At 66.5% G+C, this 13,588-nt stretch carries 12 protein-coding genes and 1 tRNA gene; 10 read left to right on the top strand and 3 right to left on the bottom strand.

The annotated features are described in order from the left end of the window. Window positions 1-148: 148 nt before the first annotated feature. Window positions 149-955, bottom strand: a complete 807-nt coding sequence (locus tag FJ964_RS18605) for an undecaprenyl-diphosphate phosphatase (RefSeq protein ID WP_140551739.1) — start codon at window positions 953-955, stop codon at window positions 149-151. Window positions 956-1,273: 318 nt separating this feature from the next. Between FJ964_RS18605 and FJ964_RS18600 the strand changes: the two genes are divergently transcribed. The 10 genes from FJ964_RS18600 (at window position 1,274) to FJ964_RS18555 (ending at window position 10,850) form a co-directional block, all read left to right on the top strand. Next, window positions 1,274-1,966, top strand: a complete 693-nt coding sequence (locus FJ964_RS18600; protein ID WP_140551738.1) for a glutathione S-transferase family protein — start codon at window positions 1,274-1,276, stop codon at window positions 1,964-1,966. Beyond that, window positions 1,947-3,101, top strand: coding sequence for a tRNA epoxyqueuosine(34) reductase QueG (gene queG, locus FJ964_RS18595; RefSeq protein ID WP_140551737.1), 1,155 nt, complete (start codon window positions 1,947-1,949; stop codon window positions 3,099-3,101). The genes FJ964_RS18600 and queG overlap by 20 nt, the downstream gene beginning before the upstream one ends. Next, window positions 3,098-4,000 carry an SDR family oxidoreductase gene (locus FJ964_RS18590; RefSeq protein ID WP_140551736.1) on the top strand — a complete coding sequence of 301 codons (903 nt, stop codon included), beginning with the start codon at window positions 3,098-3,100 and terminating at the stop codon, window positions 3,998-4,000. The genes queG and FJ964_RS18590 overlap by 4 nt, the downstream gene beginning before the upstream one ends. A 167-nt stretch (window positions 4,001-4,167) precedes the next feature. Beyond that, window positions 4,168-5,241 (top strand): penicillin-insensitive murein endopeptidase, encoded by a 1,074-nt coding sequence (gene mepA / locus FJ964_RS18585; protein WP_140551735.1) that lies wholly within the window; start codon window positions 4,168-4,170, stop codon window positions 5,239-5,241. A gap of 64 nt (window positions 5,242-5,305) precedes the next feature. Further along, entirely contained in the window at window positions 5,306-5,881 is a 576-nt protein-coding gene (locus tag FJ964_RS18580) for a cation transporter (protein WP_140551734.1), read from the top strand. 133 nt (window positions 5,882-6,014) lie between these two features. Then, window positions 6,015-7,040 carry a glucokinase gene (locus FJ964_RS18575; protein ID WP_140551733.1) on the top strand — a complete coding sequence of 342 codons (1,026 nt, stop codon included), beginning with the start codon at window positions 6,015-6,017 and terminating at the stop codon, window positions 7,038-7,040. 163 nt (window positions 7,041-7,203) lie between these two features. Further along, window positions 7,204-9,075, top strand: coding sequence for an ABC transporter ATP-binding protein (locus tag FJ964_RS18570; RefSeq protein WP_140551732.1), 1,872 nt, complete (start codon window positions 7,204-7,206; stop codon window positions 9,073-9,075). Next, window positions 9,072-9,914, top strand: coding sequence for a 4-hydroxy-tetrahydrodipicolinate reductase (dapB, locus tag FJ964_RS18565; protein WP_140551731.1), 843 nt, complete (start codon window positions 9,072-9,074; stop codon window positions 9,912-9,914). Before FJ964_RS18570 ends, dapB begins: the two co-directional genes overlap by 4 nt. A 92-nt stretch (window positions 9,915-10,006) precedes the next feature. Further along, window positions 10,007-10,627, top strand: a complete 621-nt coding sequence (locus FJ964_RS18560; protein WP_140551730.1) for a 2,3-bisphosphoglycerate-dependent phosphoglycerate mutase — start codon at window positions 10,007-10,009, stop codon at window positions 10,625-10,627. 138 nt (window positions 10,628-10,765) lie between these two features. Next, a tRNA-Leu gene (locus FJ964_RS18555) sits at window positions 10,766-10,850 on the top strand. A 183-nt stretch (window positions 10,851-11,033) separates the two neighbouring features. Here FJ964_RS18555 and FJ964_RS18550 read toward each other — a convergent pair. Both FJ964_RS18550 and FJ964_RS18545 read right to left on the bottom strand, forming a co-directional pair. Then, entirely contained in the window at window positions 11,034-11,213 is a 180-nt protein-coding gene (locus FJ964_RS18550; protein ID WP_140524353.1) for a hypothetical protein, read from the bottom strand. 93 nt (window positions 11,214-11,306) lie between these two features. Next, window positions 11,307-13,376, bottom strand: coding sequence for a transcriptional regulator (locus tag FJ964_RS18545; RefSeq protein ID WP_140551782.1), 2,070 nt, complete (start codon window positions 13,374-13,376; stop codon window positions 11,307-11,309). Window positions 13,377-13,588: the final 212 nt, after the last annotated feature.

The raw sequence follows: 13,588 nt of genomic DNA, 5'->3' as shown, positions 1-13,588 counted from the left end.
ACGCAGCGGAGTGTTCTGGAATCCGCAGGACTTGTGCGCTGCTCCGCAGGGAGGTTCGCATGCAAGGGCGCGCGAAGGCCTTCACCTTCGTCATCCACGGGTCTGCGCTGCGTCGCTGCACTCCTTGCTTCGCCCGTGGATGTCGAGGTCACCCCCAGATCATCAGCGCGACTAGCCCGACGATGCCGACCACCAGCCGCCACCAGCCGAACAGCGCATAGCCTTTGCGCGAGACGTAATCGAGCAGCAGGCGCACCACCAGCAGCGCGGTGACGAAGGCTGCGACGAAGCCGACGGCGATGATCGGCAGGTCGGCCGACGTCAGCACGTTGCGGTTCTTGAACAGGTCGAAGGCGAAGGCGCCGACCATGGTGGGGATGGCGAGGAAGAAGGAAAATTCCGCCGCCGCCCGCTTGTCGACGCCAAGCAGCAGCGCGCCGACGATGGTCGATCCCGAGCGTGAGGTGCCGGGGATCAGCGACAGGCACTGGAACAGCCCGATCTGCAGATAGAGCCGGGTCGGGAAGCGTTCGACGTCGCGGTACATCGGCTTGAGGTTCATGCGGTCGACGGCGAGCAGCACCACGCCGCCGATGATCAGCATGATACAGATCAGCCGCGGCGATTCGAACAGGATGGTCTTGATGAAATCATGCGCCAGCGCGCCGATGATGGCCGCCGGCAGGAAGGCGATGAGGATGCCGATGACGAAATGCCGCGTCAGCCGGTCATGCGGCAGGTCGAGCAGCATCTGCCACAACCGCCGGAAATAGACGCTCAAGATAGCCAGGATGGCGCCGAGCTGGATCAGGATCTCGAAGGCCTTGCCGGTCGAGTGGAAGCCGAGAAAGTGGCCGGCGAGCAGGATATGGCCGGTAGAGGACACCGGAATGAACTCGGTCAATCCCTCCAGGAGACCGAGCAGCAGGGCTTCGACGATTGTCTGGCTTTCCATTGGCTACCTCGGCATTCGCGGGATGGACTGACAGGGCTTGCTTGTCATGGCGCCGAACTCCCCCTATAGGTCGCAACACCCTGACGGCCCGCTTACCGGGCGGCCAAGACTTACCGGTGCGCCCGGCGATTCGCCAGTGTGGCAATCCGGAATTCGCCACAGCCGGGAGGAGCGCGATGCGTGAATTCCGGATTCTGAGCCACACTGCCAACTTCAAGTTCTGGTGTGGTTTGGATTTGAAGTTCCTGAACGCAGATGCCGTTGAGGGGACAGGAACTTCAAATCCAAACCACCAGTGCGCTTTATCATAGCGGAACCATGCTGACGCTTTTCCATCATCCCATGTTCGCCTCCTGCCGGTTCGTGCGCCTCGCTTTCGGCGAGTATGGCGAGGAGCTGGCCCTGATCGAGGAGAAGCCGTGGACGCGGCGCAAGGAGTTTCTGGCGCTGAACCCGGCCGGCACGCTGCCGATCCTTTTGGCCGAGGGCGACGTGCCGATCGTCGGCGCCACGGTCATCTCGGAATATCTCGACGAGACGCGCGGCGTCCTGAAGCGCGACAAGCGCCTGTTCGCCGAGGACCCGATGCAGCGCGCCGAGATCCGCCGGCTCATTGACTGGTATCTCCACAAGGCCGAGAGCGAGGTCACCCGGCATCTGGTGCGCGAACGCGTGCTGAAGCCGGTCATGCCGGAAACCGCCGGCGGCGGCTCGCCCGATTCGGCCGCCATCCGCGCGGCGCGGGCCAACATCCGCCAGCACATGAAATACACCAACTGGCTGGCCGGCACTCGCCACTGGCTGGCCGGCTCGAGGGTCACCTATGCCGACCTTGCCGCCGCCGCGACGCTCTCGGTGCTCGACTATCTCGGCGAGATCGACTGGCGCGAGCACACTGCCGCGCGCGAATGGTACACGCGGGTCAAGTCGCGGCCTTCGTTCCGGCCGCTCTTGACCGACCGGGTGCGCGGCCTGTCGCCGGTGTCGCATTATGCGGACCTCGACTTCTGACGCCGCGAAACTGCGCGCGCTGATCGACGCGCAGGCGCGGCGCGCCGGTTTCGAGGCGGTCGCCGTCACTACCCCCGATGCGATCCCGCTGGCGCCGGCCCGGCTCGCCGCCTTCGTGGCGGACGGGTTCCACGGCTCCATGGGCTGGCTCGCCGAGACGCTGCAACGCCGCAGCGAGCCGTCAATGCTCTGGCCCGAAGTGCGTTCGATCGTCGTGCTGGCGATGAATTACGGACCGGACCATGATCCGCGCGACCTGTTGGCCAGGCGCGACCGGGGCGCGATCTCGGTCTACGCGCAAAACCGCGACTATCACGACGTGATGAAGGGTCGGCTGAAGGAAATCGCCGGCAAGATCGTGGCGCGGGCGGGAGGCGACGTGAAAGTCTTCGTCGATACCGCGCCCGTCATGGAAAAGCCGCTGGCCGAGGCCGCCGGGCTCGGCTGGCAAGGCAAGCACACCAATCTGGTCAGCCGGCAGCACGGTTCCTGGCTGTTCCTCGGCACCATCTTCACAACGGCCGAACTGGCCCCCGACATGCCGGAGGAGGACCATTGCGGCTCCTGCCGCGCCTGCCTCGACGCCTGCCCGACCGACGCCTTCCCGGCGCCCTACCGGCTCGATGCGCGGCGCTGCATCTCCTATCTCACCATCGAGAACAAGGACCCGATCCCGCATGAATTCCGGGAAAAAATCGGCAACCGCATCTATGGCTGTGACGACTGTCTCGCCGCCTGCCCGTGGAACAAGTTCGCCAAGGTGGCGTCCGAGGCCAAGCTCGCCGCGCGCGAGGATCTACGCGAGCCGGCGCTGGCCGATCTCCTGCGGCTGGACGACACGGCCTTTCGCGCCTTCTTTTCCGGCTCGCCGATCAAGCGCATCGGCCGCGACCGCTTTGTCCGGAACGTGCTGATCGCCGCCGGCAATTCCCGCGATGCCGCGCTCTCAGATGCTGTGCGTGCACTGCTCGCCGACGCCTCGCCGGTGGTGCGGGGCGCGGCAATATGGGCGCTGGCGCGGCTGGTGCCGGAGGCCGAATATCGCAAGCGCGCCGCAGCCGGTCTGCAAACCGAGGGCGACGCGGCCGTGCGCGAGGAATGGGCGCGGCCGGTTCCAGCCAGGGCGACTGCATGAGCGAAAAGCGGATATTCATCTTCGGCGCCGGCTATTCGGGTCAGGCTTTTGCGCGCGCCAGCCGGGATGCCGCCACGACGGTCCGCGGCACGACGCGCTCCGCGGAGAAATTCGACGCGCTCCGCCAGGCCGGCATCGCACCGCTGCTGTTCGATGGCGCGCTGACCGACGAAATCGGCGATGCGCTGGCAACAACGACCCATCTGGTGATCTCGATCGCGCCCGAGGAGGCCGGCGATCCCGTGCTGAACGCCGCCCGCGCGGCGATCGCGCGGATGCCTGCGCTCGAATGGATCGGCTATCTCTCCACCGTCGGCGTCTATGGCGACCATGGCGGTGCCTGGGTCGACGAGACGGCGCAATGCCGGCCGGTGTCGAAACGCTCTGCGATGCGCGTGGCGGCCGAGCAGGACTGGCTGCGGCTTGGCCGCGAGATCGGCAGGCCGGCGGCGGTGCTGCGGCTCTCCGGCATCTACGGCCCCGGCCGCAACGCCTTGGTCAATTTGGAAAACGCCACCGCGCGGCGGCTGGTCAAGCCAGGCCAGGTGTTCAACCGCATCCACTGCGCCGACATAGCCGGCGCGCTGTGGCATCTGATCGGGAGCAACACAGGCGGCATCTTCAACGTCACCGACGATGAGCCGGCGCCGCCACAGGACGTCGTGGCCTATGCCGCCGCGCTGATGGGCGTCACACCGCCGCCCGAAATTCCCTTCGAGGCCGCCCAACTTTCGCCCATGGCGCGATCCTTCTATGGCGAGAACAAGCGCGTCGCCAATGCGGCGCTCAGGGCGGCGGGCTACCGGTTCCGCTTCCCGGACTATCGCGCCGCCTTCGACCATATGTGGGCAAGCGGCGACTGGCGCGACGGCGCGCCGCGCAGCCCGATGAAACGTTGACGCATTCCAGGCAACACGTGACACGGTTGCGGTCCGGAATGGGTCGGAAAAGAAAACAGGGCGGTTGACCGGTTTGTGAAAAACGGAACCGCTCCGGTGATCGAAGCCACGTCCATTGCGTGCTATGATTCGGGCTTGGGTTTGCGGCGGGGTTCAAGGAGACAGCGATGCGGCTCGGCAAGCGTTCACGGCTGGCGGCGGCTTTTGGCCTGCTCGCCCTCACAAGCCTCGCCGCGCGGCCGGCGGCCGCCGAGGAACGGGCAAAGGACCTGTTCGGCGCCGAGAAACTGCCGGCGGCGACCGCGCCGCAATCCTTCGGATTCTACTCCAAGGGCTGCTTTGCCGGCGGCGTCGCCATCCCCATGGACGGCCCGACCTGGCAGGTGATGCGGCCGTCGCGCAATCGCCGCTGGGGCCATCCGGCGATGATCGCGCTGGTCGAGAAACTGTCGCGCGATGCCGTCGCCGACGGCTGGCCGGGCCTTTTGATCGGCGACATCGCGCAGCCGCGCGGCGGCCCGATGCTGACCGGCCATGCCTCGCACCAGATCGGGCTCGATGCCGACATCTGGCTGACACCGATGCCCCGCCGGCCGCTGTCGAGGGTGCAGCGCGAGACGATGAGCGCGACCTTGATGGTCGACGAAAAGACGCATCTGGTGAAGGACGCGCTGTGGACGCCGGCGCATACGCGGCTTTTGAAGCGCGCGGCGAGCTATCCCGAGGTCGAGCGCATCCTGGTCAATCCCGGCATCAAGAAGAAGCTCTGCGACACCGTCAGGGGCGACCGCTCCTGGTTGCGCAAGATCAGGCCGTTCTGGGGCCACGACTATCATTTCCACATGCGCATCGGCTGCCAGCCGGGCTCGCCCAACTGCAAGGCGCAGGAAGCGACCCCGGCCGACGATGGCTGCGGCAAGCCGCTGGCCTGGTGGTTTACCGAGGAGCCGTGGCGGCCCAACAAGAACCCGGATGCGCCCAAGGCGCGCGATCTGATGACGATGGCGAACCTGCCCAGGGAATGCCGCGCCGTCCTCGACGCGCCCGGGCCGACCTCGGTCGAGGCGGCCACCTACCATGGCGGCACCGTGCCGGTCGCGGTCGCCGCGCCCGAAGCGGAGGCGCCGTCGCTGCCCGTCACCGCGGCCAGCGGGACGGCCGGCCTGCCAGGCGTGGTGAACGCCTTCACCGCGACGCCGGAGATCGGCGTGCCGTTGCCGCGGCCACGGCCGGGAAACTGACTGGTCCTATCTGACAACCCCGTCTCCCGCGAGCAGGAGGCCCGCCGCATTGAAAACGCAGGATATGGGCCTTCGCCGCGTCGTCCGCTGGGTGGTCCTTCTGAACCTGGGCTACTTCATCGTCGAATTCGCCGTGGCATCTGCGATCGGCTCCGTGTCGCTGTTCGCGGACAGTGTCGATTTCCTGGAAGATGCCTCGGTCAATTTTCTTATTCTCATTGCCCTGGGTTGGGGCGCACGCAGCCGCGCAAGGGTCGGCATGGCTCTGGCGGCGATTCTTCTGGTGCCCGCCTTGGCGACGCTCTGGACGGCTTGGGCCAAGTTCAACCTGCCGGTCGCACCGGCGCCGTTGCCACTGTCGCTTGCGGGCGTAGGCGCGTTGGCCGTGAACCTGTCCTGCGCGTTCATGCTGGCGCGCTTCCGCCATCACAGCGGCAGCCTGACAAAGGCGGCCTTCCTCTCCGCGCGGAACGACGCCTTTGCCAACGTCGCCATAATCGCCGCGGGCCTTCTCACCGCCGCCATCTGGCATTCTGCGTGGCCCGACCTGATTGTCGGTCTGGGAATTGCCGCCATGAATGCCGATGCGGCCCGCGAGGTCTGGTCCGCTGCCCGCGAGGAGCACAAGGCGGCAGCCTAGTCGCGGCCGTTCGACTTCATAAATCGGTCGTGCGCACCATCGGTTTCGAAAACCGTTTCCCTTTTTTAACTCATGCGCTAGTCAACGGGAGAACGGCAATGGGCCGTCGGGCGCCGGGGACGGACGACAAAGCATGCCAAACACAGGCGACGACGACACGGCGCTGCGGTTCCCGATCCTGATCGGCGACATCGGCGGCACCAATGCGCGCTTCTCGGTCGTGCTCGACGCCAATTCGGAAGCCGGCGAGCCGGCGATCGTCCAGACCGCCAGTTATAACACCATAGACGAGGCGATCCAGGCGGCGGTGCTCGACCGCTCCTCGGTTCGCCCCAATTCGGCGGTGCTGGCGGTGGCCGGCCCGGTCGACGGCGACGAGATCGAGCTCACCAATTGCCCGTGGATCGTCAAGCCCCGGCAGATGTTCGCCAGCCTCGGCCTCAGCGACATCGTCGTGCTCAACGATTTCGAGGCGCAGGCGCTGGCCGTCGTGGCGCTCGGCGAAGAGCACATGGAAAAGATCGGCGGCGGCGCGCCGGAGCCCGATGCCGGCCGCGTGGTGCTCGGCCCCGGAACCGGGCTCGGCGTCGCCGGGCTGGTGCACGCGCTGCGCCATTGGATCCCGGTGCCCGGCGAGGGCGGCCATATGGACATCGGCCCGCGCACTGTCAGAGATTTCGAGGTTTTCCCGCATATCGAGAAGCTCGAGGGCCGCATTTCGGGCGAGCAGATCCTGAGCGGACGCGGCCTGGTCAACGTCTACCGGGCGGTGGCCAAGGCGGACGGCAAACCATCGCCCTTCACCACGCCGGCCGAGATCACCGCAGCGGCGCTTGCCAAGACCGATCCGGTTGCGCAGGAGGCGCTGGAGATCTTCGTCACCTGCCTTGGGCGCACCGCCGGCGATCTCGCCTTGGTGTTCATGAGCCGCGGCGGCGTCTTTCTCACCGGCGGCATCGCGCAGAAGATCGTGCCGGCGCTGAAACAGGGCAATTTCCGCACCGCCTTCGAGGACAAGGCGCCGCACAGCGAATTGATGCGCACCTTGCCCGTCTATGTCATCACCCATCCGCTGGCGGCACTTCTGGGCCTCGCCGCCTACGCCAGGAACCCTTCGCTGTTCGGCGTCCAGACCGCAGGCCGCCGCTGGCAGGCTTAGCCCTGCGATCGCATGGCGGACACAGGCGTCGGTCCTATACCCGCGACGAAGTTAATCAGCCGCGGGCATAGGCAAGCCGGCCGCTTGGCGCTAAGAGGGGCGCCAGAAGGGATGCAATGTGCAGCCCGGTCCCACCAAGCGGAAACCACGAAGCGCTCCCGATTTGACACTCCAAGCTCCACATAAGCAGAAAGCCACCCCAGGCCAGGTCTGGGCGGTGCTGCGCCGTATCATCGCCGAGAACGGCCGCGACTACCTGTGGTCCTACGTCTTTGCCGGGGCTTGCCTGCTGGCCGTGTCCTCCACGACCGCGTTCACCGCCTGGATCATGAGCCCGGTCGTCAACCAGATATTCTACGAGCGGCGCGGCGATCTGATCGTGTGGATTTGCGCCGGTATCATGGGTGCCTTCCTCGTGCGCGGGTTCGCCGGCTACGGCCAGGCGGTGACGCTGGCCACGGTCGGCAACAACCTGGTTGCGCGCTACCAGCGCCGCATCTTCGATCACCTGATGAAGCTCGGCGTCGGTTTCTTCAACGACACGAGATCGGGCCGGCTGGCAGCGCAGGTCAACGAGAACGTCAACGGCATTCGCGACCTGCTGTCGATGACGCTGACGTCGATCGCGCGCGACGGGGTGACGCTGTTCGGGCTGCTCGGCGTCATGATCTACCAGGATCCGGTCCTGTCGCTCAGCTCGCTGGTGATCGGACCGCCGCTCATCTACACCGTTGTCTATCTGATGCGCCGGGTGCGTCGCATCACCCGCGAATCGGTGCAGATCAACTCGCGGCTGATCGGCGCCATGCAGGAAGCCACGCAAGGCATCGCCATCGTCAAGGCCTTCACCATGGAGGACGAGCTGTCGCGGCGCATCGGCCAGCTCGCCAACAGCGCCGAGCACCGCGGCAACAAGATCGCCCGGGTTTCGGAACGGCTGTCGCCGATTTCCGACATGCTGGCCGGCCTCGCCGTCACTGGCGTCATCGCTTATTCCGGCTATCGTGCGCTCGTCCTCGGGCAGCCGCCGGGCGCCGTCTTCTCCTTCATCACCGCATTGATGCTGGCCTACGACCCGGCAAGGCGGCTGGCGCGCATGCAGGTCGGCATGGAGCGCGCGTTGGTCAATGCGCGCATGATCTACGAAATCCTCGATCTCGAACCGCAGCAGGGCGACGCGCCGGGAGCCGCCGAGGCGAATTTCACCACGGGCGAAGTGCGGTTCAACAATGTGAGCTTCCGCTATGTCGAGGAGGCGCCGGTCCTGCAGGACCTCAGCTTCGTCGCCGCCGCCGGCAAGATGACTGCCATCGTCGGCGCCTCCGGCGCCGGCAAGACCACGCTGGTGGCGCTGCTGCAGCGTTTCTACGACGTCGAGGCGGGTACGATCGAGATCGACGGCCAGGACATTTCGAAGATCACCAAGCAGTCGCTGCGCAGCTCCATCGCCTATGTTTCGCAGCAGCCCTATCTGTTCGAAGGCACCATCCGCGACAACATCCGCTATGGCCGGCTCTCCGCCACTGACGCCGAGATCGAGCAGGCCGCGCGACTGGCCCAGGCCGACGGCTTCATCCGCCAGCAGCCGCTGGGCTACGACACGCCCGTCGGCGAAAACGGCGCGTCGCTGTCGGGCGGCCAGCGCCAGCGTGTGTCGATCGCCCGCGCCATCGTCCGCCAGGCGCCGATCCTGCTGCTCGACGAGGCGACCTCGGCGCTCGACAACGAGGCGGAAGCCAAGGTCCAGGAAGCGCTGACCCACGTCATGGAGGGGCGCACCACCATCGTCATCGCCCACCGGCTGTCGACGGTGGTCAATGCCGACCACATCATCGTGCTGGAACAGGGTCATCTGGTCGAACAGGGCACCCATGCCTCGCTGATGGCCGATCCGCACAGCGTCTATTCCCGCTTCCACCGGGTGCAGGGCAGGAAGGGCCTGGGGCTTGTCGATGACGGCGCGCCGATCCAAACTCCGGCGCCAGGGCCGACGCAAACTATCGAGACGCAGGGCATCGCCGGGAGCGCGAGATGAGTGAAACGCCGACAGCCGACAGGCCCGCGGGCGATATGGGCCTGGTGGTGGTGGGCGCCGCCGGCCGCATGGGCCAGACGCTGATCCGCGCCATCCACGCAATGCCGGGCGCACGCGTCGCCGGCGCGATCGAGCGGCAAGGATCGCCCTATCTCGGCAAGGATGCGGGCGAGCTTGCCGGCATCGGCATCATCAATGTGGCGATCTCGGACGATCCGCTGCCGGCCTTCGCAGGGGCGGACGGCGTGCTCGATTTCACCGCCCCGGCTGCAACCGTCGAATTCGCCGGCTATGCGGCGCAGGCGCGCATCGTGCATGTCATCGGCACGACCGGCTGCTCGTCCGACGACAATGCCAGGATCGCCGCCGCGGCGCGCCACGCGACGATCGTCAAGTCGGGCAATATGAGCCTCGGCGTCAACCTCCTGGCGGTGCTGGTCGAACAGGCCGCGCGCGCCCTCGACGCGGGCGATTTCGACATCGAGATCCTCGAAATGCATCACAGGCACAAGGTCGACGCGCCGTCCGGCACCGCTCTGCTGCTGGGCGAAGCCGCCGCCGCGGGGCGCGGCGTGCCGCTTGCCGGCAACGATGTGCGGGTCCGCGACGGCCACACCGGCGTGCGCAAGCCTGGCTCGATCGGCTTCGCAACGCTGCGCGGCGGCTCGGTGGTCGGCGACCACAGCGTCATCCTGGCCGGCACCGGCGAGCGCATCACGCTCGCCCACCATGCCGAGGACCGAGCCATCTTCGCCCGCGGCGCCGTCAAGGCAGCCCTTTGGGCGCATGGCAAGAAGCCCGGCCTTTACTCGATGCGGGACGTACTCGGGCTTGCCTGAACGACCCTGAACCGTCTTCGTCCCCATGCAATTCCGGACAGAAAACCGCTTCCCACTTCTGCTGGAATTGCTCAGATCCCAGAGGAGCAAAAATGTCGAGAACCCTCGTGCTCGTGCGCCATGGCCAGAGCGAATGGAATTTGAAGAACCTGTTCACCGGCTGGCGCGACGTCGACCTGACCGAACAGGGCCACGCCGAGGCCAAGGCGGCCGGCCAGAAGCTCAAGGCACGCGGCCTGAAGTTTGACATCGCCTTCACCTCGGCGCTGATCCGGGCGCAAAAAACCTGCCAGCACATCCTCGACGCCGTCGGCCAGAGCGACCTGAAAACCATCCGCGACCAGGCGCTGAACGAGCGCGACTATGGCGACCTCTCCGGCCTCAACAAGGACGACGCGCGCAAGAAATGGGGCGAGGAGCAGGTGCATGTCTGGCGCCGCTCCTACGACGTGCCGCCCCCCGGCGGCGAGAGCCTGAAGGACACCGGCGCCCGCGTCTGGCCTTATTACCTGCACGACCTCCAGCCTCATGTGCTGCGCGGCGGCACGGTGCTGGTCGCCGCCCACGGAAATTCGCTGCGGGCGCTGATCATGGCGCTGGACGGCAAGTCGGGCGAGGAGATCGTCAAGCTGGAGCTCGGCACCGGCGTGCCGGTCATCTACACGCTCAACGCCGATTCCACCGTGGCCTCGAAGGAAGTGCTGGAAGGCTGACCGGTCCGGGGCCGGCAGTCAGAGGCGGCGGCTCTGGCCGGGCATGATCTTTTTGTGAAAGCCGGTCCCACCTTTCGGGATCATGTTCCAAAAACCGCGTTGACACACACCGCTTGCCCGCTTATTGAGCCCGCACCAGCCCAGATGGCGGAATTGGTAGACGCGCACGGTTCAGGTCCGTGTTCCGCAAGGAGTGGAGGTTCGAGTCCTCTTCTGGGCACCATTTTTTTCCGTTTCGAACCGTTCGAAGGTTCGGAGACCCAACAAAAAAGCCCGGCTCGTCCGGGCTTTTTTGTTGGGTGCACGATCGCTCGCATGGTCATTCCCGCCAACGGAAAGCCGCGGGGACTTGCCCGACATCATGCGCACGCCTCTTGGGAAACGTGCGCTGTCGATGACCGTGCCCTTATCGCACCGATCCCGTTACCGTCCGGTCCACGGCTGGGACGGATTTGCGGTCGTTGCCTGCAAGTGCGGCGATGATCAGCAGGCTGGCGACGACCGGGACGAAAAGAACCGCCACGCGGGCTTGCACGTAAAGAATGGCGCGCCATTCATTGCGCTTGTCAGGGCTGTCGCTCATCATACACTCTCTGTCATGCCCCTCCGGGCGCTGACATAGCGACGAACGGTTAAACAACCACTTCCGAAATCGTTAATCGACGGAAATTGCGCGGATTCAGTTCAATCCGATCCGCCTTGCGCCTTGCCGGAACAATGCCTCCGCATCTGCTTCGAAACGGAACGTGCCGATGAAATCGTCGGCGCGGTAGTCCGGCAGCGCCTTGCGGATGGCGGCGGCGAAATTGCGTGCCTCGTCGAGCCGACCGGCCAGCGCCAGGCAGTGTGCAGCGATCGCCAGGATGATGGCGTGGGCATTGGGCCGCGCCGCCGCCTTCAGCGCCCATTCGGCCGCTTCCTCGAACTGGCCGAGCCGCACATGCGCCATGGCGCGCGCGCCCAGCATGCCGAACAGCAGCGGGTCGAAGGGGCTGAGATGGCGCGAATGGTCGGAAGAGCCGATCGCCGCCTGCGGATCGCCGGACTGCGAGTGGACGAAGGACAGCGCATAGTGGCCGAGCGCGAAATTGGGGCTGAGCTCCACTGCCCGTTCCAATTCGAAGAGCGACCCGTCCTGTTCGCCGCGCAACCACAGCGCCCGGCCCATCGCCCAGTGCGCGGCAGGGTTCTGTTCGTCGACCAGGAGACTGTGTCCCGCTGTCTCGTAGGCCAGCGCGCTTTCGTGGTCGCGGTCGCCCCAGCGCTGGAAAGCGCTTTGCCAATGGGTGAAGGACAGGCCGGCATGGGCGCGGGCGAAGGTCGGGTCGAGCGCCGTCGCCACGCCGAAGAAGTGCTGCGCCAACTCGTTCTCCGGCTGGGTGAAGCGGTACATGTGCCAGAGGCCGCGGTGATAGGCTTCCCAGGCGTTGAGCGAGTTGGGCGCCTTCAGCATCGCGCGGTTGCGTTCGACCGTCTCAATCTCGGCCGAGATCGAGGAGACGATCGCGTTGCCGATATCATCGAGCACGCCGAAGAGGTCGTCGGCCCGGCGCTCGAAGCTCTCGGCCCAGACGATCCTGGCCGTGCGAACCTCGATGAGCTCGACGGCGATGACGACGCGGCCGGCCACGGTGCGCACCGTGCCGGTGGCGACATAGTCCACATTCAGCTTGAGCCCCGCTTCCTGCGGCGCGATGTTCTTCTCGGCGAGCGCGAAGACCGAGCCGCGCGCGATGACGAAGAAATCCCTGAGCTTGGCCAGGCGCGTGATGATGTCATGGGTCAGGCCGTCGGCGATCCCGCCGCGCGTGCCGCAAAGGCCGGCAGCCTCGACGAACGGCATCACCGCCAGAGAGGCGTGGCTGGGCTCCACGCCCGCCGGAGCGGGCGACGGCGGCGATGCCGTGATGCCGACGGGCTGCGCCGAAAGCCGATCTACCACGGGCGGATCTACCGACGGCCTATCTACAGCCGGCCGATCTACAACCGGCTTGTCGCGCAGCGCCTGCCAGGCTGCGCGCACCGGTCCGAAGTCCAGCCCTTCCGATTGGAACAATTGCGCCGTCGCCGTCAGATGCTGCTCGGCCGCACCGATGGCGCCGCGCCCGGCCAGATGCGTGAGCAGCGCCAGATGCGCGCGGCCGTCGAACGGCGCCAGCTCCACCCACCGGTCGAGACCGGCGGCTGCCGCTTCGGAACCGGGCGGAAGCGCCGCGACCAGTTGCTCCAGAACGGCGGCGTGACACGATTGGAAGCGGCGTCGTTGCGCGATCAGCCAACTCTCGAAAAACGGACTGCGGTCGAGCTCCAGACCGTCGAGAAAGTCGCCGGCGAACAGCTCCGACAGGGACCGCAGGCGCTCGGCGTCGAGCGAGGCGATCCCTTGCGCGGCGGCGGCGCCAACCTCCAGCGCGTCGACGAAACAGCCGTCGAGGCGCAATGCGACCGTGTCGTCCTGTGTCTCGACCCGACGGTGCCCCGGCTCATCGAGGACGGCGCGAAGCTTGCTGAGGCACCAACGCAACTCGCCCCTGGGATCGTTCGGAACATCCCACAAAAGCTCGCACAGCCGAGCGCGTCCCACCGGATGCGGCGCCAGCGCCAGATAGGCAAGCAGCGCGCGCAGCTTGCGCGATGCCGGCAATTCGGCCCGCACGCCATCGCGCACGACCGCAAACGGGCCAAGCAGGCGCACGGCAAGAGCGGGCTTGCCGCGATCCAGGCTCGGTCGAGCGGATTCCACGTGCATTTCCACGCTTGCTCCCACGCTTCCTCCCACGTTGGCCGGTCGGCCCTCGTTTTATCACCGAACACGGCATGAACGCACCCGGTTTGCGAGTTGCGCGCCGGGATGCGGGCAGCCGCATTGCCGGCACGTCGAGCGACCCTAGCGCGGCAAGGTCTCGAAACCTCGCCGCCCAAACCGCCGGTTTGTAACCGGCCCGTGACCGCAAGGCACCA

It is taken from the genome of Mesorhizobium sp. B2-3-2 (assembly GCF_006442295.1).
Classification (GTDB): domain Bacteria; phylum Pseudomonadota; class Alphaproteobacteria; order Rhizobiales; family Rhizobiaceae; genus Mesorhizobium.
The sequence above is the reverse complement of the archived record's forward strand: the minus strand, read 5'-3'. Positions and strand labels throughout refer to the sequence as shown.

Coding starts and splice junctions, on each gene's coding strand:
- FJ964_RS18590 (WP_140551736.1), top strand. CDS start 3,098: ATGAGCGAAAAGCGGATATTCATCTTCGGCGCCGGCTATTCGGGTCAG.
- mepA (WP_140551735.1), top strand. CDS start 4,168: ATGCGGCTCGGCAAGCGTTCACGGCTGGCGGCGGCTTTTGGCCTGCTC.
- FJ964_RS18550 (WP_140524353.1), bottom strand. CDS start 11,213: ATGATGAGCGACAGCCCTGACAAGCGCAATGAATGGCGCGCCATTCTT.
- queG (WP_140551737.1), top strand. CDS start 1,947: ATGCGGACCTCGACTTCTGACGCCGCGAAACTGCGCGCGCTGATCGAC.
- FJ964_RS18605 (WP_140551739.1), bottom strand. CDS start 955: ATGGAAAGCCAGACAATCGTCGAAGCCCTGCTGCTCGGTCTCCTGGAG.
- FJ964_RS18580 (WP_140551734.1), top strand. CDS start 5,306: ATGGGCCTTCGCCGCGTCGTCCGCTGGGTGGTCCTTCTGAACCTGGGC.
- FJ964_RS18560 (WP_140551730.1), top strand. CDS start 10,007: ATGTCGAGAACCCTCGTGCTCGTGCGCCATGGCCAGAGCGAATGGAAT.
- FJ964_RS18545 (WP_140551782.1), bottom strand. CDS start 13,376: ATGCACGTGGAATCCGCTCGACCGAGCCTGGATCGCGGCAAGCCCGCT.
- FJ964_RS18600 (WP_140551738.1), top strand. CDS start 1,274: ATGCTGACGCTTTTCCATCATCCCATGTTCGCCTCCTGCCGGTTCGTG.
- dapB (WP_140551731.1), top strand. CDS start 9,072: ATGAGTGAAACGCCGACAGCCGACAGGCCCGCGGGCGATATGGGCCTG.
- FJ964_RS18575 (WP_140551733.1), top strand. CDS start 6,015: ATGCCAAACACAGGCGACGACGACACGGCGCTGCGGTTCCCGATCCTG.